19 protein-coding genes are annotated in these 25,414 nt (G+C 36.0%); 14 read left to right on the top strand and 5 right to left on the bottom strand.

Annotation, left to right across the window (positions count from 1 at the left end; translation table 11 throughout):
* Positions 1–56 precede the first annotated feature (56 nt).
* The 6 genes from VHP32_10945 (at position 57) to VHP32_10920 (ending at position 7,815) form a co-directional block, all read left to right on the top strand.
* Entirely contained in the window at positions 57–1,433 is a 1,377-nt protein-coding gene (locus tag VHP32_10945; GenBank protein HEX2788412.1) for a sugar transferase, read from the top strand.
* 3 nt (positions 1,434–1,436) lie between these two features.
* On the top strand, positions 1,437–2,156 hold the full coding sequence (locus tag VHP32_10940) for a polyprenol monophosphomannose synthase (protein HEX2788411.1): 720 nt from the start codon (positions 1,437–1,439) through the stop codon (positions 2,154–2,156).
* 3 nt (positions 2,157–2,159) lie between these two features.
* On the top strand, positions 2,160–4,097 hold the full coding sequence (locus tag VHP32_10935) for a glycosyltransferase (protein HEX2788410.1): 1,938 nt from the start codon (positions 2,160–2,162) through the stop codon (positions 4,095–4,097).
* Between the two features lie 60 nt (positions 4,098–4,157).
* Complete coding sequence (locus tag VHP32_10930) at positions 4,158–5,108, top strand: acetyl-CoA carboxylase carboxyltransferase subunit alpha (GenBank protein HEX2788409.1); 951 nt, start codon at positions 4,158–4,160, stop codon at positions 5,106–5,108.
* Positions 5,109–5,253: 145 nt separating this feature from the next.
* Positions 5,254–6,564 carry a UDP-N-acetylglucosamine 1-carboxyvinyltransferase gene (gene murA, locus VHP32_10925; GenBank protein HEX2788408.1) on the top strand — a complete coding sequence of 437 codons (1,311 nt, stop codon included), beginning with the start codon at positions 5,254–5,256 and terminating at the stop codon, positions 6,562–6,564.
* Positions 6,565–6,594: 30 nt separating this feature from the next.
* Complete coding sequence (locus VHP32_10920) at positions 6,595–7,815, top strand: tetratricopeptide repeat protein (protein HEX2788407.1); 1,221 nt, start codon at positions 6,595–6,597, stop codon at positions 7,813–7,815.
* Positions 7,816–7,817: 2 nt separating this feature from the next.
* On the opposite strand, the gene VHP32_10915 is transcribed toward VHP32_10920, so the two are convergent.
* On the bottom strand, positions 7,818–8,045 hold the full coding sequence (locus VHP32_10915) for a hypothetical protein (GenBank protein ID HEX2788406.1): 228 nt from the start codon (positions 8,043–8,045) through the stop codon (positions 7,818–7,820).
* Positions 8,046–8,228: 183 nt separating this feature from the next.
* On the opposite strand from VHP32_10915, the gene VHP32_10910 reads away from it, so the two are divergent.
* The 4 genes from VHP32_10910 to VHP32_10895 all read left to right on the top strand — a co-directional run bounded on the left by VHP32_10910 (position 8,229) and on the right by VHP32_10895 (position 10,899).
* Positions 8,229–8,528 (top strand): hypothetical protein, encoded by a 300-nt coding sequence (locus VHP32_10910; protein HEX2788405.1) that lies wholly within the window; start codon positions 8,229–8,231, stop codon positions 8,526–8,528.
* Positions 8,529–8,598: 70 nt separating this feature from the next.
* Positions 8,599–9,021: a hypothetical protein gene (locus tag VHP32_10905; protein HEX2788404.1), complete on the top strand. Its 423-nt coding sequence runs from the start codon at positions 8,599–8,601 to the stop codon at positions 9,019–9,021.
* Positions 9,021–10,562 carry an acyl-CoA carboxylase subunit beta gene (locus tag VHP32_10900; GenBank protein HEX2788403.1) on the top strand — a complete coding sequence of 514 codons (1,542 nt, stop codon included), beginning with the start codon at positions 9,021–9,023 and terminating at the stop codon, positions 10,560–10,562. The genes VHP32_10905 and VHP32_10900 overlap by 1 nt, the downstream gene beginning before the upstream one ends.
* 46 nt (positions 10,563–10,608) lie before the next feature.
* Positions 10,609–10,899: a GIY-YIG nuclease family protein gene (locus tag VHP32_10895; protein ID HEX2788402.1), complete on the top strand. Its 291-nt coding sequence runs from the start codon at positions 10,609–10,611 to the stop codon at positions 10,897–10,899.
* 241 nt (positions 10,900–11,140) lie between these two features.
* Here VHP32_10895 and VHP32_10890 read toward each other — a convergent pair whose 3' ends face one another.
* Entirely contained in the window at positions 11,141–14,956 is a 3,816-nt protein-coding gene (locus tag VHP32_10890; GenBank protein HEX2788401.1) for a PKD domain-containing protein, read from the bottom strand.
* Positions 14,957–15,140: 184 nt separating this feature from the next.
* Between VHP32_10890 and VHP32_10885 the strand changes: the two genes are divergently transcribed.
* Positions 15,141–15,632, top strand: coding sequence for a hypothetical protein (locus VHP32_10885; protein HEX2788400.1), 492 nt, complete (start codon positions 15,141–15,143; stop codon positions 15,630–15,632).
* Between the two features lie 59 nt (positions 15,633–15,691).
* On the opposite strand, the gene xerD is transcribed toward VHP32_10885, so the two are convergent.
* The 3 genes from xerD to VHP32_10870 form a co-directional block, all read right to left on the bottom strand.
* On the bottom strand, positions 15,692–16,609 hold the full coding sequence (gene xerD / locus VHP32_10880; GenBank protein ID HEX2788399.1) for a site-specific tyrosine recombinase XerD: 918 nt from the start codon (positions 16,607–16,609) through the stop codon (positions 15,692–15,694).
* Position 16,610: 1 nt separating this feature from the next.
* On the bottom strand, positions 16,611–18,869 hold the full coding sequence (locus VHP32_10875; GenBank protein ID HEX2788398.1) for an HDIG domain-containing protein: 2,259 nt from the start codon (positions 18,867–18,869) through the stop codon (positions 16,611–16,613).
* 120 nt (positions 18,870–18,989) lie between these two features.
* The gene (locus VHP32_10870) at positions 18,990–19,283 is read right to left on the bottom strand and encodes a hypothetical protein (protein HEX2788397.1); all 294 of its coding nucleotides are present in this window, start codon (positions 19,281–19,283) and stop codon (positions 18,990–18,992) included.
* A 125-nt stretch (positions 19,284–19,408) separates the two neighbouring features.
* Between VHP32_10870 and VHP32_10865 the strand changes: the two genes are divergently transcribed.
* The 3 genes from VHP32_10865 to VHP32_10855 all read left to right on the top strand — a co-directional run bounded on the left by VHP32_10865 (position 19,409) and on the right by VHP32_10855 (position 25,382).
* Positions 19,409–20,938, top strand: a complete 1,530-nt coding sequence (locus VHP32_10865) for a tetratricopeptide repeat protein (GenBank protein ID HEX2788396.1) — start codon at positions 19,409–19,411, stop codon at positions 20,936–20,938.
* A 63-nt stretch (positions 20,939–21,001) separates the two neighbouring features.
* Positions 21,002–23,119: a thioredoxin domain-containing protein gene (locus VHP32_10860; protein ID HEX2788395.1), complete on the top strand. Its 2,118-nt coding sequence runs from the start codon at positions 21,002–21,004 to the stop codon at positions 23,117–23,119.
* A 4-nt stretch (positions 23,120–23,123) separates the two neighbouring features.
* The gene (locus tag VHP32_10855; GenBank protein HEX2788394.1) at positions 23,124–25,382 is read left to right on the top strand and encodes an aconitate hydratase; all 2,259 of its coding nucleotides are present in this window, start codon (positions 23,124–23,126) and stop codon (positions 25,380–25,382) included.
* Positions 25,383–25,414: the final 32 nt, after the last annotated feature.

Raw genomic sequence — 25,414 nt, 5'->3', positions numbered from 1 at the left:
ATTTATTTGAGAATAAACTCAAATAATAGGTAGTTTTTGGAATTTAGTAAATAAAAGTGTCCAAATTTAAAGAAAAATTTTTCTTATTTTTTTCCGATTTTATCTTCATTAATCTCGCCTGGTTAATTTACTATTATTTACGGGTAGAAACCGGCTGGTTTAAATCTGCAAATACTGCTGCATTTCTGATTCCTATGCTTGTTGTTTATATTTATTGGCTTATAATTTTTTCAATAATGGGGCTATACCAATATTGGTTTGTCCGTTCAAGGTTTGATGAGTTTTCTTCGGTTGTGAAAGCAGTTTCCTTAGGCTGTTTCATTTTGTTCTTTTTTATTTTTATAGATGATATGATGAGAAATGCTCCGGCTATATCAAGATATTTTATATTGATTTATTGGTTATTGATGGTAATCTGCACGGGAGCCGGAAGAATAGTAATTCGCAGTTTGCAGAGAAATCTTCTTGAAAAAGGAATCGGGTTAAGAAATACATTGATTGTCGGAACAGGCATTAGAGCGATTGAATTAAACCAGACAGTTGAAACTCACCGCCAGCTTGGATATAAAGTAATCGGAAATATTTCAGTAGAAAAAAATAATGATAATAATGTTCTTGGAAGTATTGAACAGATTCCTGAAGTTTCAAAAAAAAATAATATCAGTGAGATACTGATTGCTGTTGAGCCGTATCAGAAAGAAAAAGTTATCGACATAATTAAATATTGCACAGGGATGGAACTTAATTTGAAAATTTTACCGGACACTTATGAAATTGTCAGTGGAATGGTAAAGACAAATCAGATTTATGGTGTTCCGCTTATTGAAGTGATGCCTGAAATTATGTCTCCGGCATCGAGATTTGTAAAAAGATTTATAGATATATTTCTTTCGATACTTATATTAATTTTATTTATGCCGTTCTTTTTATTATTTGCTTTGTTGATTAAGATAAACTCTAAAGGTCCGGTTTTATATATTCAGGAAAGAGTCGGCAGAAACGGCAGATTGTTCAAAGTGATAAAATTCAGAACAATGTATCATAATGCAGAAAAAGAACTTCCGGAATGGGCAGCAATAAACGACCCGAGAGTTACAGCTATCGGCAGAATTATGCGCAGGGCGAGATTTGATGAATTTCCTCAGGTAATCAATGTTCTTAAAAATGAAATGAGTCTGGTTGGTCCGCGTCCTGAAAGACCATATTTTGTGGAACAACTAAAAGCGGAAATCCCGTATTATTATAAGCGCATGTCGATTAAACCCGGCATAACAGGACTCGCTCAGGTAAAACACAGATACGACAGGTCACTTGACGACGTTCGCGTAAAACTTAACTACGATTTTTTTTATATCGAAAACATGAGCTTGCGTTTAGATTTTAAAATTCTTGTTAATACAATCATTATAATTCTTTTATTGAAAGGACAATAATTTTTGAAAGTTCTTGTAATCATTCCGACATACAATGAGTCTGAAAATATTTTAAACCTGATTCCGGAGATATTAAATAAATCCAACGGTGAAGATTTTAATGTTTTGGTTATCGACGATAATTCACCTGACGGAACTGCGTCACTCGTGAAAAATATGAATAATCCGAAAGTTCATATAATAGAGCGCGAGAAAAAAATGGGGTTAGGTACTGCTTATGTAACAGGATTTAAATATGCTATTAAGAACAACTATGATTTGGTTTTTGAAATGGATGCGGATTTTTCTCACGACCCTAAATATCTTCCTGATTTTATAACTAAGATTAAAGAAGGTTATGATGTTGTCGTTGGGTCGCGCTATGTGAACGGTATCTCTGTTCTTAACTGGCCTATCGGAAGGTTAATCTTAAGCTATCTCGCAAATGTTTACACACGCTGGATAACAGGTTTGAAAGTTATGGATACAACTGCGGGTTTTGTATGTTATAAAGTGTCTGCATTAAAACAAATCAATCTCGATAATATAAAATCTAATGGATATTCATTCCAGATTGAGATGAAATTTAAGATGCATAAAAAGGGATTAAAGATTTGCGAAGTTCCGATTTTGTTTGTGGATAGAAGAGCAGGCCATTCAAAAATGTCCAGAAAAGTTGTTTACGAAGCATATTTTATGGTTTGGAAATTAAAATTCAGGTCTATATTTAATAAGTTAAATTAGATAATGGTTGATATTTCTGTCGTAATCGTAAATTATAATGTAAAAAATTTAATCGATAATTGTCTTGCCTCAATTTATAAGGCGAGCCTGCATTCCGCATTGAATACTGAGATTTTTGTCGTTGATAACAATTCAATCGACGGTTCTGTTTCAATGATTCGTGAAAAATATCCTTCTGTAATACTCATTCCTCTTGATGCTAATATCGGTTTTTCAAAAGCAAATAACATTGCGCTTAAACAGGCATCAGGAAAATATATTTTAATTCTTAATCCCGATACTGTTCTCGAAGAAAATACTTTTACAAAAATGATTGCTTTCTGTGAAAAGCATAAAGATACGGGAGCAGTAACATCAAAATTAATTCTTGCAAACGGCAAGCTTGACTCTGCCTGCAAGAGAAGCTTTCCCACTCCTTCTGTTGCAATTCCGCGTATGCTCGGACTTTCAAGATTGTTTCCTAACAGCAAATTATTCGGCAAGTATAATCTGACTTATCTCGATGAAAATAAAACCTACGAAGTTGATGCAATCTGCGGTGCATTTATGTTTATTCCCAAAAAAGTTCTCGATGAAGTCGGCTTGTTCGATGAAGATTATTTTATGTATGGTGAAGACCTTGACCTATCATATAGAATTAACAAAGCAGGGTATAAAATATTTTATTATCCTGAAGTAACTACTATTCATCTCAAAGGTGAAAGCACTAAAAAAACAAATTTATCTTATGTAAATAATTTTTACGGAGCTATGGGTATTTTCGTTCGTAAAAATTTTACAGGATTTTCGCGCTTGCTGTCACCTGTATTAAGAATAGGAATTTTTTACAGGTCGTTACTGTCTTACATTAAAAGAATTTTTATTCAGTTTCTTGGCACTTTTGCGGATATAATAATAATTTTTGGCTCATTAATTTTTTCAGTATATAACCGCTTCCATATTTTTCCCAACGAGCAGTATTTATTTATCATTTCTGTTTATGTTGTCATCTGGATAATCCTGCTGACATTGTTTGGTGTTTATATAAGAAAAAACCGGTTGTCATTATTGAAAGTTTTTACTGCGATTATTTTTGGTTTTTTTGTCAATTCATCCATAACATACTTTTTTAAAGAATACGCCTTCTCAAGAGAAGTTATCCTGATGTCCACAGTTTTATCTTTAATCGGATTATTCGGATGGAGGTTAATTTTTATTATTAAAAATTTCTTTGAATCAAAAAATATTTTACTTAATAAGTCCAATTTGTTAATTGTCGGGAATAAAGAGCTCGTTGTAAATCTGGAAGATAAGTTTCACAACAAATACAATATTTTATATCTGAATGAAATTTCTTCTAATACAAATATCGAATCGCTTAATGATATAATTTTAATCAATAACATAAACTTTGTTGTGTTCACCGATGATACTTTTTCAAATCAGGAAATTCTGAGCACTATGTGGTTTTTCAGGGATAAAAATGTAGAATTTAAAATTTTGCCTTCGGGGAATGATTTGATTCTCTCGAGAATCCGAGGGAATATCGACGGCATTTCGCTTATCGAAATTGAATATAATATTAATAATAAAATAAATATATTTTTAAAGAGAATTTTTGATATAATTCTTTCATTTTTACTTCTTTTGACGGTTTATCCGTTCATATGGATTAAGAATAAGCTTTTTAAAAAAGATTTATCAAAACAAACTTCAAAAATTCTTCTTTTACCACAGGTTCTAAGCGGAAAATATAGTTTTGTTGGTTATCCTGTCTGGTATGACACAAATGGAAATAAATATCCCGGCAAAAAAGGGTTAACGGGACTGATTCAACTTTATTATTACGAAGGAATGAACGGTGAAGAAATGGAAAATTATAATGTGTTTTATGCAAAAAACCAAAGTTTAGCTCTTGATACGGAAATTATTTTAAAGACAATTTTTTCTTTAAGAAAATAAATGTTTAATTTTAATTCAAAGAAGTCATAAACTAATCAGAGTAAATCAGCGTTCAATATAATGGCAGCGACAATTTTAGAATTTGAAAAACCAATTATCGAGCTTGAGAAAAAAATCGATGAAATGCGGAAGATGTCAGACCAGCTCGATATATCTAACGAGATAAACAAGTTAGAGCAAAAGATTAATGATTTGAGAAAAAATATTTTTGAAAATCTTACTCCATGGCAGATTGTTCAGCTTGCTCGACACCCGGAAAGACCATACACGCTGGATTACATTTTTCTTATGACGGAAAACTTTGTCGAGCTTCACGGTGACAGGTATTACGGTGATGACAAGTCAATCGTCGGCGGATTTGCTGAGCTTGACGGCAAGCAGGTGATGATTATTGGTCAGCAAAAGGGTCGTGACACGAAATCTAACTTATATAGAAATTTCGGAATGCCAAATCCTGAGGGCTACAGAAAAGCATTTCGCTTAATGAAGCTTGCAGAAAAATTTAATAAGCCGGTCATTACTTTAATCGATACACCCGGTGCATATCCCGGAATTGAAGCCGAGGAACGCGGACAGGCGGAAGCAATTGCAAAAAATCTTTTTGAAATGTCTCGCTTGCAGGTTCCTATTATCGCAGCAGTCATTGGCGAAGGCGCATCAGGCGGTGCGCTTGGACTTGGTGTTGGCGATAGAATATTAATGCTTCAGTATTGCTGGTATTCTGTTATTTCACCTGAATCATGTTCATCTATTTTATGGCGCAGCTGGGACTTCAAAGAGCAGGCAGCCGAAGCATTGAAGCTGACCTCAGGAGATTTGCTAAAGCTTGGAGTAATTGATAAAATTATTCCCGAACCGGAAGGTGGTGCGCACCGCGACCATAAAAGAGCTGCCGAGATTCTGAAGAGCGCTTTGCTTGAAGAGCTTGAATCAGTTTCAAAGCTTAAAAAAGATAAACTTCTCGATAACCGTATTAAGAAATTCGGTGCAATGGGATTCTTCAAAGATTAAAATTCAACTTGCCGCAAAGTCTCAAAGACGAAGATTTTATAAACACAAAAGCACAAAAACAAAAATTTTAAGCATCATATTTTTTTGTGATTTCGTGATTTTGTGTTATTCTTTCCGTCTTTGTGTCTTTGCGGCTAAATAAAAAATGTCAGATACCAAATCAAAATTCATAATCAAAGGCGGAAATCCGCTTAACGGAAAAGTAAAAGTCAGCGGTGCAAAAAACTCTGCGACTAAACTGCTTGTTGCTTCGCTTTTGACAGATAAAGAATGCATACTTCATAACTCGCCGAATAAAATCAGCGACATTATCATCACAAAAAAAATCTGTGAGATTCTCGGAAGCGAGATTTCTCTCATCGGTGATACTCTTAAAACAAAAACAGCAAAGATAAAAACTCATCACGTTCCCGAGGAGCTCGGCAATCTCAACCGCATTGCGGTTCTTCTTGCAGGACCGTTGCTTCTTCGAACAGGGAAAGCGGAGATTCCGATTCCCGGCGGATGTAAAATCGGCTCACGTCCCGTTAATTTTCACATCGAAGGACTGAAACAGCTTGGAGCAAATGTAGAAATAAAGGGTGATTATTTTATTTTGCAAACCGACGGACTTAAAGGCGCAAACATACATCTCGATTATCCGAGCGTCGGCGCAACTGAAAATATCATAATTGCAAGCACGCTTGCAAAAGGCAGAACTATTATAACGAACGCAGCAGTCGAGCCGGAAATCATTGACCTTATAAAATTTTTGCAGAAGATGGGAGCTATCATCGAGCTGAGCACTGATAGAAAAATTACAATCGAAGGTGTCGATAAGCTTAATGGTGCAGTGCATTCGGTCATTCCAGATAGAAATCAAGCAGCATCTTTTGCATGCGCGGGCATTGCATCGAAGGGTGATGTGTATGTCGAGAATGCCTTACAGGATGATTTGATTACTTTTTTAAATTCAATAAGGCGTGTCGGCGGGAAGTATGAAATCGATGACAATGGTATCAGATTTTTTTATGACGGAAAGCTGAAAGCTGTTACAATTGAAACAAACGTTCATCCGGGATTCATGACCGACTGGCAGCAGCCGTTTGTGATTTTACTCACGCAAGCAGAGGGAATTTCCATCGTTCACGAAACAGTTTATGAGCAGAGGTTCGGTTATGTCGATGCTCTCAATAAAATGGGTGCTGAGATTGAGCTTTATGATACCTGTCTTGGGGCATCGCCATGCAGATTCGTAAACACTAATTATTTTCACTCCGCAGTTGTGAAAGGTCCAACCAAACTCAAAGCTGCTGAAATCGACATTCCTGATTTGCGTGCGGGCTTTTCTTACCTCATCGCCGGCGCAATTGCCAAAGGCGAATCAATATTAAATAACACAATGTACATAGACCGCGGCTACGAAGACATCGACCAAAAATTCACAGAGTTGGGAGTAGATATAAAAAGAATATAATGTTATTTTAATTTTTTATGCGCCAGAATTATGACTAAATACATAATTTATTTCTTTATAATTGGATTTTTCTCTTTAATATCTGTTGGAGATAGCTTGGGTCTATCTGATTCTTTAAGCTTTGAAGAAAGAGAAAAGGAACTTCTTGATAGTATCTTAAATTCTCCTGATAATTATGAACTTTATAGAAAACTTGGTAAACACTATAGAGTAAACAAAATATATGAGAAATCATTAGAAAGTTACAATAAATCTTTAGAGGTTAAAGAAAATTATGGTGCTTATTTAGGAAGAGCCGTTACACTTTTTGAATCTGGTGATACTGTTTCTGCATTCAGAGATTTCGATAAAGCAGTTGAAATTAATCCTAATGATACTGCATACGGCACTAGAGCTGCATATAGGTTTGAAATTTATCCGGTAGATAGCGTAATGAACGATGTTAATAGGGCTTTAACAATCAATCCGGGTTTGGAACAAACACTTGCTCTCAGAAGTCTTTTGTATTATTCAAACGGTATGATTGACAGCTTGCAAAATGACATAGAAACCCTGAAAAGAGTAAACCCCAGGAATGTTTCAGCATATTATTGGCAGGCACAATTAAGTTATGATGAGGAAAGTTATCTCAATGCTTTATCCAATATTGAAAAGGCTATTGAACTTGAAAAAGAAACTATCGGCTTTTATTTCTTAAAAGGAAAAATTAATTATTCAATGAGCAAGTTTGAAGAAGCCATAAAGGACTTTCGTATTTATGATAAAGATGAGAATAATGATGCCGAAACAAAATATTATATGGGCTTCTCATATTATTATATTGATAATTATTTAAGTGCGATAAAATATTTCAAGCAGGTTGAGAAGATTGATTCTACTTATATGGATCCTTTCGGATTTTATGCACTGGCTTTCAGTTATTATGAGGAAAATGATACTGTAAATTCAATCAAGTATTTAAAAAAATCTTTAGCATTAGATGATAAAGAAGCCAATTCGTTAAACTTATTAGGAGTAATTTTAACCGAGCAAAAAGATTACAAAAACGCGGAGAAATATTTAAAGGAAGCGGTTCAGCATATGGCTGAGGGTGTTTATTTGCCTTATATAAATTTGGCTGTTTTATATGAAGAGTTGAGAAATTATGATGAAGCAATAAAATATCTGAGACTTGCTAAAGCAAAGAATTTGGAGAATGCTGAAGATTATGAAAGACTTATTATGGGTTTAATGGAAGAAAAAAATAAATAAGTTCACTTCCTCTTTTTCTTTGGAGCTTTTCTTTTATAGGACTTCACTCTCGTTCCGTTTTTCTTTTTGTAGCTTTTGACTTTGATGGTCTTGCGACCTTTTGAAGATTTTTTCTTACGCGGTTTGCTTTGTGCGGAAATGTCCTGTTTTGTATTAATAAGCTCGGAAACAATCGGGCTTCCAAATCCGAATACAAATGCCAGAACAATAATGTAGATTATTTTTCGCATGTCTCACTTTTTTTCGTCAGTAAATATAAATTTTTTAAGAATAAAATAGTAGGTGTATTGAAAGTACGACAGGCATTTCTGCCTGTCGGGACAGACAAGAATGTCTGTCTTACCAAAGACTATCCAAAATTCTTAATTTCTTCTCTCCTGTTTTTTAGCAATCTTTAATTAAATATATAAATAATGGCTAACTATTTTATTTTTAGATGTAGTGATAAAACATATGGTGAATGTTTAAGAAGAAATTTATTCGGTCAAACAACTAATATGAAAGATTATGTAAAACAAGTGAAAAAAAGCGATATTTTATTTCTCCATAACGTTCAAAAACAAATTATAGAAGGACCTTTTTTCGCTAAATCTGATGGAATGTACAATATAATTCCAGACGCTTGGGAGGGTAAATTTCCTCAACAAGTACAAGTAGAAACCAGAGGAAAAACATCTAAAATTAAAAAAGCTTCATTTGATAAATTTGGTTAAGATATACCTTTGCTGATAGTTTCTTTGATTTTCAAATCCAACAGAAATCGGTAGAAAATTAATTATAGAAATGGGGTTAGAATTAAATAGAGAGGAAAATATTATAACAAATTATGAGACATTAGATGACATTGATGTAGATATAAGGTTAAGATATTCAACCACATTTCGTTGTACTGATGGACATTATGTGAGATCAAAGAATGAAGTAATAATTGATAATTGGTTGTATGAAAGAGGAATTGTACATATTTATGAAAAAAAGGTGATAGGAGAAAATATCATATGTGATTTTTATTTAAGATCAAAAGATGGAAATGCAATATATATAGAAGTTTGGGGATTAGATACTGATCAGTATAAAAAAAGAAAGAAGGAGAAAATTGATTTTTACTTAAAAAATAAATTAAATTTAATAAATATTACTGATGTCAATATAAGAAATATAGATGATTTTTTAGAAGTTGAATTGAAAAAATATAAATTAATTTAATGGACGATAAATTAAAGCATTTAAATAAAATTCGTGAAGAGGCGTATCTTGGCGGTGGTCAGGATAAAATCGATGCACAGCATAAAAAAGGAAAACTAACTGCGCGCGAAAGAATAAACTTACTGCTTGATGAAGGAAGCTTCGAGGAAATGGATTTGTTTGTGCGCCATCAGTCATCTGATTTCGGTCTCGACAAGTTGAAATATTACACTGACGGCGTAATCACAGGTACAGGCAAAATAAACGGTAGAACTGTTTGTGTTTTCTCACAGGATTTTACGATTCTCGGCGGCTCACTGGCTGAATACCATGCAAAAAAAATCTGCAAGGTCATGGACCTCGCTATGAAAATCGGGGTGCCCGTAATTGGTATCAACGACAGCGGGGGAGCGCGGATTCAGGAAGGTGTTGTTTCACTCGGCGGGTATGCGGATATTTTTCTTCGCAACACTCTTGCAAGCGGAGTCATTCCGCAGATTTCGATTATCGCAGGACCGTGCGCAGGAGGTGCGGTTTATTCTCCTGCAATCACAGATTTTATTTTTATGATTGAAAATATTTCTTATATGTTTGTAACAGGACCAAGCGTTGTGAAAACCGTCACAAACGAAGAAGTAACTTTTGAAGAGCTCGGCGGTGCGCATACTCATGCTGTTAAAAGCGGAGTGTGTCATCATGTTTCTCAAAATGAGGTTGAATGCTTCGAAGCAGTTCGCGAATTGATGAATCACTTGCCCTTGAATAATAAGGATGATGTTCCGATGTATCAGCATGATGAAGCAGAAAAAGATTTGAGTTTTTTGAATACGATTATTCCCGATAATGCAAACAAACCTTATGACGTTCATGAAATTATAAAAGCTGTTCTCGATGAAGAATCATTTTTTGAAATTCATAAAGAGTATGCCGAAAACATGGTCGTTGGTTTCGGTCGCCTTGCGGGTCGTTCAATCGGAATTGTTGCAAATCAGCCGATGGTGCTTGCGGGAGTGCTTGATATTAATTCATCGATGAAAGCTGCTCGTTTTGTCCGCTTCTGCGATGCGTTTAATATTCCTTTGCTTGTATTTGAGGACGTTCCCGGATTTTTGCCGGGCACTGACCAGGAATGGCGCGGAATAATAACAAATGGCGCAAAGCTTCTTTATGCTTTTTGTGAAGCAACCGTTCCGAAGATTACTGTCATCCTTCGTAAAGCTTACGGCGGCGCTTATGATGTTATGAACTCAAAGCACATTCGCGGCGACATAAATCTGGCGTGGCCTTCCGCAGAAATTGCAGTGATGGGAGCAAAAGGCGCAGCGGAAATTATTTTTAAAAAAGAAATTGATGCAGAAAAAGATAAGCAAAAAGCACTCGATGAAAAAGTGAATGAGTTCACTGAAAAATTTGCCAATCCATATCTTGCTGCTGAAAGGGGGTTTGTCGATGACATCATAGAGCCGAAAGATACCCGCGCAAAACTTATAAAATATTTTTCGATTCTTGAAACGAAGGTGGATTCAAATCCAAAAAAGAAACACGGGAATATTCCTTTATAAAAACTTTTTGTCGTTCCTGCGGAAGCAGGAATCTAGGAATCATGTCATGCATAAGTATTATGTGTACATACTTGCCAGTAAAAGAAACGGAACCTTATATATAGGTGTAACCAATGATCTATTCAAAAGAATAGGTCAGCATAAAAATGGAGAAATTGAGGGATTTACAAAAAGATACAATGTAAATATTCTTGTTTATTACGAAGAGACAGATGATATAAATGGTGCTTTACAAAGAGAGAAGAACCTAAAAAAATGGAAACGTAAATGGAAGTTGGAGCTTATTGAAAAAATTAATCCTGAATGGAAAGATTTATTTTTAGAAATAGATTTATAAAAAACTGGATCCCTGCTTTCGCAGGGACGACAGTTTGTTTTTGATAGTATTCAAAAGCTGCATAAAAAAGGACAGACATAAATGCCTGCCCTTTTAATCTTATCCCGCAAGCGAGACATCACTTCGTCCTGCTTTCGCAGGGACGACAATTTTATTTTTCATAGAAAAAAGGTCATTCTAATGAATGACCTTTAATTTTTTGCTTTTTTTTACTTTGCCTTTTTGCCTTTTCACTTTTCTCTTACTTTATCAGCATCATTTTCATTGCTTTCGAAAACGAAGTGGAATTGTTCACTCCCTCAGCTTTTATAATATAAAAATACACTCCGCTTGCAAAGTTGTTAGCATTCATAGTTACAGTATGATAACCGGCGCTTCGGGTTTCATTATTGACAAGTGCGGCAACTTCTCTTCCTGTTACATCATAAATTTTTATCGATACCTTACTGTCGAGCGGTAACTCAAAATTTATTTTTGTCGTCGGATTAAACGGATTTGGATAATTCTGGCTCACCGCAAAGTTGGTTGGTATTCCCACAATTACATCCGATGAGAGATTATGATATTCATAATTTCCATTGTAATCAATTTGTTTTAATCTGTAATTATATGTTCCTGATACTAAATTTCTATCAGTGAAGTTATAATTCGAAATTTCATTTGTTGTTCCTTTTCCTTCAATGAACCCTGCAGTTGTCCACTGGGTTTTATCTTTCAATTTTCGTTCAATGTTGAATCCTTTATTATTTATCTCGCTTGCTGTTGACCAGCTTAAATTAACATGCTGTTTGTTTGTAATGGCAGTGAAGCTTGCAAGTTCGACTGGAAGCGGGGGATTTGCAGGACCGTTAATTTCGAAGTCATCTATTGCAACTCCAACATCAGGTGTATTACCGTCCGTTCTGAAATGGAATCTGAAAGCAACACGCGAGTTACCAGCAAGAGAAGAAATGTCAGTCGAGTATTGCGTGTATGTTGCCTGAGCTCCTGAGAAAAATGGTTCACCTGCAGGGAATACCGTTGCAAGAACAGGATTTACAAAATTATACCATGTTAATCCCAATGTTCCGACAGGTGTCCAGCTGTTTCCATTGTCGGTTGTCGATTCAACTCTGAAACCGTCCCATGTAGCTTCAGTTTGATACTTCGCCCAGAAGCTTATTGTATAGGTTCCTGCATTTGTGAAATTGTATTCAGGTGAATAAAGCAGTGAAATCGAATTATCAAAATATGTTGCTTGAGTTAAACCCGTCACCCAGGCAAATGAACCGCTGTGAGTTCCGTTTTTATTAAGTATGGAAGAATTTCCGCGTTCCCATGAAGTCCCGCTTACAGTTTCGTTTGCAAACTCACTCGGATTGGTTTCAAAGTCTCCTGTGTAGCTTGCTCCTCCGCCAATCATAAACGGAATTCCTTTCTGAGGCAGAACAGTTATGTATGAAGTTTTTGTTTCTGTTAATGAACCGTTAATTGTCAGCGATACTGTGTATGTGCCTGCCGTGCTATATGAATGTGAAGGATTTTGTGAAGTCGAAGTATTTCCATCGCCAAAGTTCCAAAGCCATGTCGTTGCCTGGTATGAGTCATCTGTAAAATTTATCGGGGCTTGTATATAAGTCACAACTTTGTTTGCACCGAATGCAACGCGTGCAGATGAGAAAGCATCAGTTGAATATAAACCGCGTCCGTGAGTTGCTGCAATTAAAAAATTATCCGACGTTCTGTATTTCAGCATCCTTGTGCTTACATTTGCCATTCCCGTGTTTGAAGGACCCCATACTGTCGAACCACCGTCTATATTGTCTGTTGTCCAAACCCCGATTTCAGTTGCAAGAAGCAGATGGTCGCTGTTCAATGGGCTGAATAATGCCCACCAAATCGGCATATCCGGCAAATTGCCTTCGATTGATGTCCATGAAGTTCCTCCGTTGGTGCTTTCCCACACACTATTAACGCCGTAATTTGAATAAGTAACGATTATATGATTTTCATTTCCGGGTTGAATCGTTATGCATGAGACAAAACCATCAGCAGGTAATCCTGTTGAAATGTCTGTAGCAGTTTTTGATGTTCCTGTATTTGCAGCATCAACGTATTTTATTTCCGCATCTTCAAAACCAAAATAAACTCTGTTAGCAACATTCGGGGAAACCGTAACAGCAGTAATCAAAGTATCAAATCCTGTTACAGTAACCGTGCTTGATGTAGCGCCTGTCTGAGGATTATCCCATCTTAAATAGTTTCCCGCAGTGTTTGCGCAATACAATATATTTGCAGTATTATCATAATCAGTCGGATTTATAAATTGTCCGTTATCATTAAAATCTGCGGACACAAATGAATTTCCTCCGTCAGTCGAACGGAAATAATTATTAAACACGTAAGAAGTAAATTGATATTGAGGTTCATTCTGGTCAATGTGAGTAAAAGCACCGTCACCGCCGGTTACTTCAACTGTCGAGTTCATTCCTGCCGAAGAATATTTCTGTGAGCCGTTATCCTGCGCTCCTGCAAGAAAATGATTTGTATTTGCAGTCGGATGAATTGAACACGCATAATATTGAGTTACGTTATATCCTAAATTTTTATCTTTGATTACAGGCACAAGCGCAGTTCCATCGGATGTTTTGTAAATTCCTCCGTCATTACCAAAATAAATTACATCGGAGCTTCCCGGTTGAAAAACAATTGCATGCTGGTCTGCATGAACATACTGCGAGCCAAAGCTTCCCGTCCAATGGGAAATCTGCGTCCAGCTTGCACCACCGGTGATTGATTTGAACAAATCAATGCCTCCTACATACAGCGTGTTTGCATTATTCGGGTCAACTGCGCAAATCAAATCATACCATGCCTGGCTTCTCGTATAGTCTGCGCCAATTAAAGGGTCAGCATCTGTCGGCAATGCGCATGCAGTAAATAATGTTCCTGCATTTGTTGATTTAAAAATTCCGAGTATTCCATAATTAACACTGTTTTGTGCTACAACATAAAAAGTATTTGCGCTGCTTGGGGCAACAGCAATTTCAAGCCGGAAAAATCCTGTTGCAGGAAACCCGCTTAAAGGCACATTTAACTTTGTCCAGCTTCCTAAATCACCCGTAGCAGATTTATAAATTCCATCTTCCTGAAATACTCCCATTGCGGCATAAAGCGTTCCGTCTGCTGCAATTTCAACATCAGCGGCTCTGAATGCCGTTGCTCCGCTTCCTTGTCCCAGAACCATTGTCCAGCTTGTGCCGCCATCAGTCGAACGGTAAATACCCCCAAATAAATCAGAAGTTAATCCCGGTCCTTTTTCAAATCCGGAACGTCCGCGCGTTGCGGCATACAAGTGCCCCGTTATAGGATGAACTTTAAGATTTTGTATGCATGCGAATCTTGTTATATCGTTGGTTGCGGTTAAGTGATTAAAAGTTGTTCCCCCATCTGTTGATTTCCATATTCCTAATCCCCGTATTGCATCAACATTGAACCATCCTTCTCCAGTCCCGAAATAAATTTCCTGAGGATTAGAGGGGTTTTGTGTTAAGGTTGTTATTGCAATGTTATCGAAAAAATTATTGATATTAGTCCAGGTAGGATTTACATCGTTCATATTTGTAGTCTTCCATAAACCGCCTCCAACTCCTCCTGTAAATACCGTGTTTCTTGTAGCATCATTCAAATCAACAAGTATAGCACGCGTTCTTCCGGCAACGTTATTTGGTCCGCGTTCTGTCCAATTGATTGAAAGCGGTGCTGCGTCTCGTGCTTCAAGTTCTCTTGCATATTCAAATGCAGGAATCAATCTTTCAACAGGCACATGTTTTGTTTTCGGGTCTCGTGTGTATTTTAATTCGTGGAGCAATGCATCGTTAGGTTTATCATAAGAAGGTCCGTGTCCTTCACCTTCTTCATGTTCATTTTGCTTTTCGGATAATTCTTTCAATGCTTTTTCCAGCTTTTCATTTTTTTGTTGTGAAGGTAATAAAAAATTTTTTGTAGTTATGGCAAGTATTAGAAGTGAAAATAAAAAGATGGAAAGAAAAGTGAAGAAAGTAGAGCTCTTTTTCATATTCTTTATATTTAGTTTGAAAAAAACTTCTTCAGCACTATCAGGTTGGTTAGTTTATAATTACACAAAGCATATACCATTGCATAAATATATATTTTTTAGTTACTTATTTTATTTAAATAAAGTATTTTTAATAAAATATGTCTTGCTTTCCTGACAATTATGTCAGATTATTAACAAAATTATGAACGACAATACTTTCAACTGGAAGAGTTTTAAAAGAAAAATTTACATAGATAGAAGTAAGGACGACCTGTTTGAATTCATTTCAAAACCTTCCGGAATGATGAGATGGTTTATTGAGTTTGCATTTTTAAAAAACAAAAATGGGAATGATAAAGCTGCTCATTCAATAGCTGAAGCAGGAGATACTTATTTCTGGAAATGGACGCATGGCTTTGAGCTCACGGGCAATATTTTGGATACTGATGGAAATTCATTCGTGTTGTTTGATTTTGGCGGAGCAGGCAATGTTAAAATATCTGTCGGCTCTGAGAATGAGAGAAATTTTGTTGAATTAATTCAAGAAGTTTATTCAGGAAAAGAATATGACAACCGTATGCATGTTAATTGCTATACTAACTGGTCTTTTTATCTTACCAACTTGAAATCAATCGCAGAGACAGGATATGATTTGCGCGAGAGAAAAGATTTTAAAGATGAACTAGTGAATTAGGTTAATAAAATTAAAAATAGGAAGTCATTCCAGCGAAGGCTGGAATCCCATTTTGTATTTTACGCTCTGGGATGAAATGTCTTGTGAATTTCGATGAGATATTCTTTGTCTATATGAGTATAAATCTGAGTAGTTGAAATATCAGAATGTCCTAACATCTCCTGAATAATTCTTATGTCAGCTCCACCTTCAAGCAGATGAGTAGCAAACGAATGCCTGAAAGTATGAGGATGAACTTCTTTTTTTATGTTTGCTTTTTTGCAGTACTCATCTACGATGTTCCATACTCCCATTCTCGAGAGCTTGCCGCCGCGCAAATTTAAAAAAACATAATTGAATGATTTTGCATTTTTGATTTTATCGCGAAGTATTTTTATGTATTCTTCAATGAACCTAAGTGCTGATTTGCCAATTGGAACAATGCGCTCCTTTGAACCTTTTCCAAACACACGTAAAAACCCGCTTTCAAAATCTATATTATTGATTTCAAGGTTTGTAAGCTCGCTCACACGCAAGCCGGAAGCATACATCGTTTCAAGAATAGCACGGTTGCGAAGCCCTGCTTTATCGGATAAATTAACCGAATCAAGAATTTTATTTATTTCATCTATGGTCAGGACTTCCGGTAAAGCCCTTGCTGATTTTGGCGCTTCCAGATTTTCTGCCGGGTTATTTTTAATATGATTTTCCGCCTCAAGAAATTTAAAAAAAGTTCTGAATGAAGAAATGTAACGCGTAACCGACTTAACTGAAAACACCTCATCGTTCTTATTCATCGAACCTTTTATGATTTTCAAAAAATCATTTAATGATTTATCATCGATTTCTTTTACTGAAATTATCTTTTTGCGCTTTAAAAAATCAAAGAGTTTTGTAAGGTCGAAGTTATAAGATGCAATTGAATTCTCGGAAAGAGAACGTTCTGTTCTGAGGTAATTTATAAATAATTTTTTATGAAGTTCTAAATCCTCTGACATGCTAAGAATCTTCTGAACTTACGTTCTCAGGTTCAAGTTCTTTCTTTTTATCCGGATATTTAACGCGGTGGTGATGAATACCAATGAGAATTTTCAGAAAGCTGTTTTTTATTTTCGTAAGGTCACGCAAAGTAAGCTCGCATTCATCAAGCTCGCCTTCCATAAAGCGTGTTCTGATTATCTCGATAATTTTTTTCTCAAGCTTTTCAGGAGTCGGGTCTTCAAGAGTTCTTGTTGCCGCTTCTATTGAGTCTGCAAGCATAACGATGCCTGTTTCTTTTGTCTGCGGTTTTGGACCCGGATAACGATATTCTTCTTTGTTTCCGTCAGGGAAAATGTTTTCCTGGTCTTGTGCTTTATTATAAAAATAAGATACAAGTGTTGTTCCGTGATGCATTGGAATAAAATCAATAAGCACTTCAGGAAGTTTATATTTTCTTGCCAGGTCCATTCCTTGTTGGACGTGCGCAATTATAATCTGCGCGCTGGTTGTCGGCTGGAGCTTATCGTGTTTATTTATTTTATCAATCTGGTTCTCGATAAAAAATTCCGGCTCTACGGTTTTTCCTATGTCATGATAATAACATCCGACTCTTGCAAGAATCCTGTTTGCTCCGATTGCCTGCGATGCTTCTTCGGAAAGGTTTCCCATAATTATGCTGTGATGAAACGTTCCCGGCGCTTTCGATGAAAGCTCTTTTAACAGCGGGTGATTAAAGTCTGATAATTCAACGAGTGTGAGGTCAGTTGTAATCTTGAAAACTTTTTCATAAAAAATCAGAAGCCCGTAAGCAATAACAGGTGACATCACTGCGTTAATGCCGCCAAAAAGCAATTCCATCAGAACTTTATTGGTGTCTTCAGTTCTGTCAAAGCCGATTGCAAGTATGGATAACGAATAACCCAATAAAATAAAAAAGAAAGAGCGAAAAATCTGTGAGCGGTTTTTAATGTCCCGCACGCTGAATATTGCAAGCACGCTTGCGCAGAAGGAAATAAATGCAATCGTATAATCACCTCCGCGGATTGCCGCTACAAGAAAACAAATAATAACTGTTGTAAAAAATGATAATCGGGAATCAAATAAAATCGTGAGCATTATTGAAGCCACAGAAACAAATATCAACAGTTCAACAGGTGCGCTTACTGTTATTTTTAAGCTAATAAATGCAAAGAAACATTCAAGCAGTATCAAAGATGAGATGAGCGCAAGACGCAGATTATCCCTGAAAATTTTATTACGGATAAAATATAAAAACAAGGCATAGATAATCAATAGTATCAGCACCATAAAAAATTTACCGATATATTGCCTGAAGTAATCCTGAACTCCTATTCGTTCAAGCCGAATAGTCTTGTATGAATCAAGTTTTAATTTTGTCTGGCGTGTTATCGGGTCGTGTTTACTGATTATTCTTTCGTTCTCGCGAACAATCCCTATTGTTTTAGGAATTCTTTCTATTCTGTTGTTTAGCTCAACATCCGTAAGCTCTTTATTAAATAAAAGATTTGGTTGCAAATAAACTTTGGCAATTTCCTCTCCGGTTAATGCAAGATCTTCGTTTGCATTGATTTCCTTAATCCGCTGTCTGATTATGTTCCTGATTTCTTTTTCATCATAAACTCCATTAAGGTCTTTTATATCCTGAGTTCTGTTATCTGCAATGGATTCTATTGAAATTCTTCCTGATGTAATTTTTGCTTTTTCAGTATCAATTATATCATTTTTGCTTAAGTCCGATAAGGTATTTATTATAGAATTTTTGTAAATATTATATTGTGCAGCATTGTCTTTATATAAAGCATAAAGACTTTTCCACTCTTCGTTGCTAAAATCAATGGTTAATTGTGATTTAAGTGTTTGTAAGGCAGGGGAAAGAATGTCACCATCATTATTGGCTTCAAGTGTTTTCCCGGCATTCAAAACCTGCTCTATATTGTAAAATAAACTATCGAGCGCAGGTGTTATGTTTGGCTGATTGTTTAGTTTGTTATATACCGGAGCGAGATTTTTTATGATTTCATTTTTTTCGGCATCATATTCTTTGTCGTCACGGTAAATAGGAAATGAAAACGGAGCAATTAAATCTTCGTTCGACCAAACCGTTCCCACTTCGTATTCGGTTTCAATTGACTTATAGCTTGGCAGCATCAAGCTTATGAGGATTAAAGTCACAAGCCCGATTGCAATTTTTACTGAATTATCAGTTACAAATCTTAAAAATCCTTTATTGTTCTTATTTTGTGTTTTATCTTCCAATAAAATCTAAAAAGTAAATTACCTAAAAATATAAAAAAAAAGTAGTCCCGATGAATTCGAAACTACTTTTTAAAATTATTTTATACTGTGTTTGTTCCTTAAAAACAAACAAATTTATTTTTACAATTCGTATTTCGTCGAATAGGTAATTTTTTTGTCTTTAACAAGGTTGTTTATCTTGTCATTCAATTCAAGAACTTTTTCGTCCTGTCTGTCTTCGAGTGAATCAAAATCTTCCTCGGAATTACAAAAGTATATTTCCGAAAAATTATTTGAATTTTTCTTGTTCTCAAATGCCGAATAGCTGATTCCGCATTGCTCGTTAATATCTTTTAAATCATTTATAATTCCCATATAATCGCTTCTTTTTTCAGGAATTATGCTGTAATTAATTTCGAATATTACTTTCCCCATCGTATAATTTAATGTATAAAGTGCAATTTATATATGTTTTATTGAAAAATAAAGATAGAAATTGGTTTTTTGAGTAAAGTTTTATATATTTTTTGATAAGTTTTTTTCACCGATATTTATAGAATATGTGTAAAAAAGTGCTTCTGTCCATATTATTTCTTTGCGTCTTTTCTGCAAATTCTTATTCGCAATCCAACTCACCTGAAAGTCTTATCAATTCAGGTCTTGCTGATATTTATAATCTTAAATTTGATAATGCAGTAAAAACCTTCAAGGAAGTTCAGCGGCAATATCCCAATGACATAAAGGGGTATTTTTATGAATCCCTGGTCTATTTTTATTCTGCAATGGGTTCGCGAAGTGAATCGGAATTTGAAAAATATATGAATACTTCCGAAAAAGTAATTGATATTGCAGACAACCTCATCGATGATAACGAAAATAATTTCGATGCGATTTATTATAAAGGACAATCTCACAGCTATAGGTCATTGATTCTCTTAACGCTTAACAAAAATCTGCTCAGCGCTGCCTCTAACGGAAATGACGGTTACAGAATTTTAAGTGACGTAATTAAACGTAAGCCGGATTATTATGATGCATATATGGGGCTTGGCTTATATAAGATTTTTCTTGGGCTTGTTCCTGAAAAATTCAAATGGCTTTTATCGATAATCGGATTTGACGGGGACATAAAAGAAGGTGTTAATCTTTTAAAAACAGCGGCACAGAACGGAAAGTTTACTAAGATAGATTCAAAGATTGCTCTTGCGCTTTTTACTTTGCAGGAAAGAGAAGAAAAAGATGAAAGCATGGTGAAAACGATGGAAACAATCTGTGCGCAGTATCCTGAAAGCCCCATGTTTAAAATGATGCATGCCGGAGCTTTACAGTTGGTCGGGAGAACAGAAGAATCACTTCCATTGCTTGAAGATGCTCTTAGATTAAACAAGTTCTCAATGCAGAATGAAGTAAATAAAGGTGCAAACGGGCTGCTTGGTAACGTGTATTTTAAACGCAATGATTACGCTAACGCGATAAAATATCTCGAAGAACATTTAAAATATGTTCATCCGGAAGACAGATATAATATTAGTGTTTATAACTTGGCGGTTGCTTATGAAATGTCAGGCAACAGAGAAAAAGCTCTTGAAAAATACCGTGCAGTAAGAAAAGATTTCATAAATGAACGCGACGGCGAAACGGAGAAAATGTTTTACAGGTTTGCTCAGGACAGAATCAAAAATCCTATGAACCGTCTTGATTCGATTCTTACACTTGGATTGAATTTAAGAGAATCAAATAAATTGAGCGAAGCAGTAAATTTTTATGAAAATGTTTTAGCATCGGACATACTCGATGTTTATAAAAGCGATGATGATAAAGCGCGTTTATACTATGAAGCTGCCTTGACATATAATGTTAATGGCCAAGCCGATTTAGCTCAGGATTATTTCAGCAGAATAATAAATCTAAAACCAAAAACTGAAAACTGGTACGTGCCGTTTTCTTATTTCGAGCTTGGTAAAATTTATGCTCGTAAAAGTGATTGGCAAAAAGCCCATCAAATGTTTGAGAAAATTTCAGAATTCGATGAGTTTGAAATGAAACAGTCACTTGAAATGCGTCTAAAAAATTTCCGTGAAAAATATTAAGCCAATAACTAAGTAATTTCTTATCCATTTAATCAGGATTTTAAAATCGTTAAATTCCTGATTATGACTACGAATGTTCACCCACCTATAGAGTTAAAAGCGAACGCATTAATCCACGAAAAAAGTCCATATTTGCTTCAGCATGCCTATAATCCCGTTGACTGGCATCCATGGAATGAAAATACTCTAAAACTTGCAAAACAACTAAAAAAACCCATTTTTTTATCAATCGGCTATTCAACTTGCTACTGGTGTCACGTGATGGAACGAGAAGTTTTTGAAAACCCGGAAATTGCCAAATTAATGAATAAATATTTCATTAATATCAAAGTTGACCGCGAGGAACGTCCTGATATTGATAGAATTTATATGATGGCTTTGCAATCTATGACAGGCGCAGGCGGATGGCCTATGAGCATGTTTCTCACGACGGATTTGAAACCGTTTTATGGTGCAACATATATTCCGCCAAAAGCAAAATACGGACGCGCAGGTTTTGAAGATATTATTGGACAGGTTAATGAATTATGGAACACAAAACAAAATGAAATTCTTGAAAGCAGTAATGAAATTTATGCGCATCTTGAAAAAAGAATAAACTCCGTTTATAAAAAAGATGAAATCATAAACGATATGCCTGCAAAAAGCTGTTATGAGCTGTGCAGGAAAATTTTTGATTATGAAAACGGTGGTTTCGGTGAGGGAAATAAGTTTCCGAGAACATCGGTTCTCGATTTTTTATTAGCATACAATAAAGTTTATAAAGACATTGAAGCTCTCGATATGGTTACATATACCTGCCAGAAAATGTTTCTGGGAGGAATCTATGACCATCTCGGCGGGGGATTTCATCGCTACTCTGTCGATACAATCTGGAGAGTCCCGCATTTCGAAAAAATGCTTTACGATCAGGCGCAGTTAATTTGCACTTATATTGATGCATATCTTGTTTCGGACAATAAATTATTTTTGAGCGTTGCAGAAGATACTGCGAAGTTTATTTTAAATAACCTCGCAAGTTCTGAAGGTGCTTTTTACTCTGCGGAAGATGCTGAGAGTGCAACGGACGCTGATAAACCACATGAGAAAGCAGAAGGTGCATATAACCTCTGGTCAAAGGAAGAACTTGATAAAATTTTAGGCGATGATGCGGAAATTTTTAATTGTTATTTCGGAATCTTGCCTCACGGTAATACTCTTAACGACCCTCATGAAGTTTTTGGAAACAAAAACGTTTTATATATAGCTAACGATGTTTTCGATACTGCAAAAAAGTTTGATAAAACTCCTGAAGAAATATCTGAAACTATTTCATCATCAACAAAGAAGTTGTTAGAAGTTCGCAATAAACGACCTGCTCCGCATCTCGATGATAAAATTTTAACTTCATGGAATGCCTTAACGATAAAAGCATTCTGTAAGCTTTATCAGGTAACAGGAAATAATGAATATCTGAACATTGCAAAAAAAGCAACCGCATTTATTCAAGAAAAACTCTTCGATAAGAAAAATAAAACTTTGCTTCACAGGTTCAGAGAGGGGGAGTCAAAGTTCACTGCTTCGCTTGAGGATTATGCTTACTTAATTGATGCCTTGATTAACCTCTACGAATCATCTTTTGATGTTTCGTATCTTGAGTTTGCGATTGAGATTAATGAAATCACCATTAACAAGTTTTATGACAAAACAAACTCAGGTTTCTTTGATACTGAGATAAATGATGATATAATTTTACGCACAAAAGAAATTTATGACGGTGCAGAGCCGTCGGGCAACGCAATTCAGATTCAGAATTTATTAAAGCTTGGCGTCATTACAGGGAAAAATGAACTTACTGATATGGCAGTTAACTCCATAAAACTGTTTTTTGATGAACTTCAAAAGTATCCGTTCTCTTACCCGTGTTCGATTTCTGATTTAATGTTTTACTTAAATTCAGCTAAGGAAATTATTATAACAGGCGGTGATGACAAATCAAAAGAACTTTTAAATCAGGTATATGCGACCTATCTGCCTTTCAGAATTATCCTGAAAGCTGATAAAAATATTGAAAAAATTTCATCTTTTATAAATAATAAAACCTTTAATTTTGAAGAATCGAAGGTGTATGTTTGCAAAAATTACAAATGCGAATTACCCGTCTCCAATATTGAAGAATTAAATAATCTTTTAAAAAATTAATTATATGACATTCGATATAGACCTCATCAAATCGGTGTACGAGAAAAATAAAAAAAGAATTGCCGAAGCAAGAACAATGCTTAACAGGCCAATGACGCTATCGGAAAAAATTCTTTATGCTCACTTATGGGAAACTGCAAGAGCACCTTACCATGGTGGACAAGACTTCGCTGATTTTGCTCCCGATAGAGTTGCGTTGCAGGATGCGACTGCGCAGATGGCGTTGCTTCAGTTTATGTCGGCGGGAATCCCTAAGGTTGCTGTTCCATCGACTGTTCACTGCGACCACCTGATTCAGGCGGAGACAGGATTTCATCACGACATTGAGCGCGCAAAAAGAGAAAACAAAGAAGTTTATGATTTTCTTCAGAGCGTTTCTGCTAAATACGGTTTAGGTTACTGGAAACCCGGTGCAGGAATTATCCATCAGGTTGTGCTCGAAAATTATGCGTTCCCCGGCGGAATGATGATTGGAACGGACTCGCACACTCCCAACGCAGGCGGTCTCGGAATGATTGCAATTGGTGTCGGAGGGGCTGATGCTGTTGATGTCATGGCGGGGCTTCCATGGGAATTGAAATTTCCTAAATTCATCGGTGTAAAGCTCACAGGCAGACTCTCCGGCTGGGCATCTGCAAAAGATATTATCTTAAAGCTCTCGGGTATTCTTACTGTAAAAGGCGGAACGGGCTGTATCGTTGAATATTACGGCGACGGTGCTAACACAATTTCATGCACAGGCAAAGGAACGATTTGCAATATGGGTGCTGAAATAGGCGCGACAACTTCGCTATTTCCTTATGATAAAAAAATGTATGACTACCTTGTTGCTACAGGCAGAAAAGAAATCGGTGACTTAGCTGATGCGAATAAAGAATATTTAATTGCTGATGAAGGAAGCGAAGCTTATTATGACCAGGTGATTGAAATAAATTTAAGCGAACTCGAACCGCATATAAACGGACCTTATACTCCGGATTTAGCTTGGCCAATTTCAAAATTCAAAGAAGCAGTTAAAGAAAATAATTACCCGGCATCGTTAAGCGCGGCATTAATCGGAAGCTGCACGAATTCTTCTTATGAAGATATGGAGCGCGCTTCATCAGTTGCCGAGCAGGCAGTAGAGCAGGGCTTAAAGGCAAAAGCAATTTTTGGAATTACTCCCGGTTCTGAACAGGTTAAGGCAACCATCGAGCGTGACGGGCATCTTAAAATTTTTGAAACTGCCGGTGGAACGGTTCTTGCAAATGCCTGCGGTCCATGCATAGGTCAATGGAAACGCCACGACATAAAAGACGGAGAAAAAAATTCTATCATAGTTTCATATAACAGAAATTTCTCAAAACGTAATGACGGCAATGCTGCAACGCATTCATTCGTTGCATCTCCTGAGATTGTTACTGCGTTTGCTTTTGCTGGAACGCTTGAGTTTAATCCTCTTACTGATATGCTTGTAAATGAAAAAGGTGAGCTTGTAAAACTTAAAGAACCTGAAGGTGATGAACTACCTCAGGATGGTTTTATAAGAGATGAGGAAGGATTTCAGGCACCTCCGGCTGATGGAAGTGGTATTCAGGTAATTATAGAACCTGATAGCAATCGTTTGCAGAAGCTTGAACCGTTTAGAGCACCTGATATAAATAACGATTTCAAAAATCTTGCACTGCTCCTGAAAGTAAAAGGCAAATGCACGACCGACCATATTTCAATGGCAGGTCCATGGCTGAAATACCGCGGTCACCTTGATAATATTTCCAATAATATGTTCATCGGAGCTGTGAATTATTTTAACGATAAAATGAATCATGTTAAAAATACTCTGACAGGAAAATACTCCGAAGTTCCGAAAGTTGCGCGGGATTACAAAGCAAACGGAATCGGATGGATTGTAGTCGGTGAGGAAAATTACGGTGAAGGTTCATCACGCGAACACGCTGCGATGGAACCGCGTTATCTTGGTGCGAGAGTGATTATAGTAAAATCATTTGCCCGAATCCACGAAACTAATTTAAAGAAACAGGGAGTTCTTCCTCTGACTTTTGTCGATACGAATGATTATGATAAAATTTATGAAGATGACAGATTTGATTTACACATAGAAGATTTAAAACCCGGTGAAAGACTCCGCATGAGAGTAATTCATAAAGACCCGACAAAAGATGCTGATGTAATTTGGTTAAACCATACAATGAACGAACAGCAAATAGAATGGTTCAAAGCCGGCAGCGCATTGAATTTGATTGCAAAAAATAAAATAGGTTAAGGATTGATTTTATTTCTATGTTTTGTATTTAT

Source organism: Ignavibacteria bacterium (assembly GCA_036262055.1).
Lineage (GTDB): Bacteria > Bacteroidota > Ignavibacteria > Tepidaquicellales > Tepidaquicellaceae > DATAJP01.
This window is presented reverse-complemented; position numbering and strand designations above follow the sequence as displayed.

What these genes read in the sequence shown, in the direction of transcription:
- VHP32_10905 (HEX2788404.1), top strand. Translation starts at nt 8,599, where the DNA reads ATGGGGTTAGAATTAAATAGAGAGGAAAATATTATAACAAATTATGAG.
- murA (HEX2788408.1), top strand. Translation starts at nt 5,254, where the DNA reads ATGTCAGATACCAAATCAAAATTCATAATCAAAGGCGGAAATCCGCTT.
- VHP32_10920 (HEX2788407.1), top strand. Translation starts at nt 6,595, where the DNA reads ATGACTAAATACATAATTTATTTCTTTATAATTGGATTTTTCTCTTTA.
- VHP32_10915 (HEX2788406.1), bottom strand. Translation starts at nt 8,045, where the DNA reads ATGCGAAAAATAATCTACATTATTGTTCTGGCATTTGTATTCGGATTT.
- VHP32_10855 (HEX2788394.1), top strand. Translation starts at nt 23,124, where the DNA reads ATGACATTCGATATAGACCTCATCAAATCGGTGTACGAGAAAAATAAA.
- VHP32_10870 (HEX2788397.1), bottom strand. Translation starts at nt 19,283, where the DNA reads ATGGGGAAAGTAATATTCGAAATTAATTACAGCATAATTCCTGAAAAA.
- VHP32_10935 (HEX2788410.1), top strand. Translation starts at nt 2,160, where the DNA reads ATGGTTGATATTTCTGTCGTAATCGTAAATTATAATGTAAAAAATTTA.
- VHP32_10860 (HEX2788395.1), top strand. Translation starts at nt 21,002, where the DNA reads ATGACTACGAATGTTCACCCACCTATAGAGTTAAAAGCGAACGCATTA.
- VHP32_10865 (HEX2788396.1), top strand. Translation starts at nt 19,409, where the DNA reads ATGTGTAAAAAAGTGCTTCTGTCCATATTATTTCTTTGCGTCTTTTCT.
- VHP32_10885 (HEX2788400.1), top strand. Translation starts at nt 15,141, where the DNA reads ATGAACGACAATACTTTCAACTGGAAGAGTTTTAAAAGAAAAATTTAC.
- VHP32_10895 (HEX2788402.1), top strand. Translation starts at nt 10,609, where the DNA reads ATGCATAAGTATTATGTGTACATACTTGCCAGTAAAAGAAACGGAACC.
- VHP32_10930 (HEX2788409.1), top strand. Translation starts at nt 4,158, where the DNA reads ATGGCAGCGACAATTTTAGAATTTGAAAAACCAATTATCGAGCTTGAG.
- VHP32_10900 (HEX2788403.1), top strand. Translation starts at nt 9,021, where the DNA reads ATGGACGATAAATTAAAGCATTTAAATAAAATTCGTGAAGAGGCGTAT.
- VHP32_10890 (HEX2788401.1), bottom strand. Translation starts at nt 14,956, where the DNA reads ATGAAAAAGAGCTCTACTTTCTTCACTTTTCTTTCCATCTTTTTATTT.
- VHP32_10910 (HEX2788405.1), top strand. Translation starts at nt 8,229, where the DNA reads ATGGCTAACTATTTTATTTTTAGATGTAGTGATAAAACATATGGTGAA.
- xerD (HEX2788399.1), bottom strand. Translation starts at nt 16,609, where the DNA reads ATGTCAGAGGATTTAGAACTTCATAAAAAATTATTTATAAATTACCTC.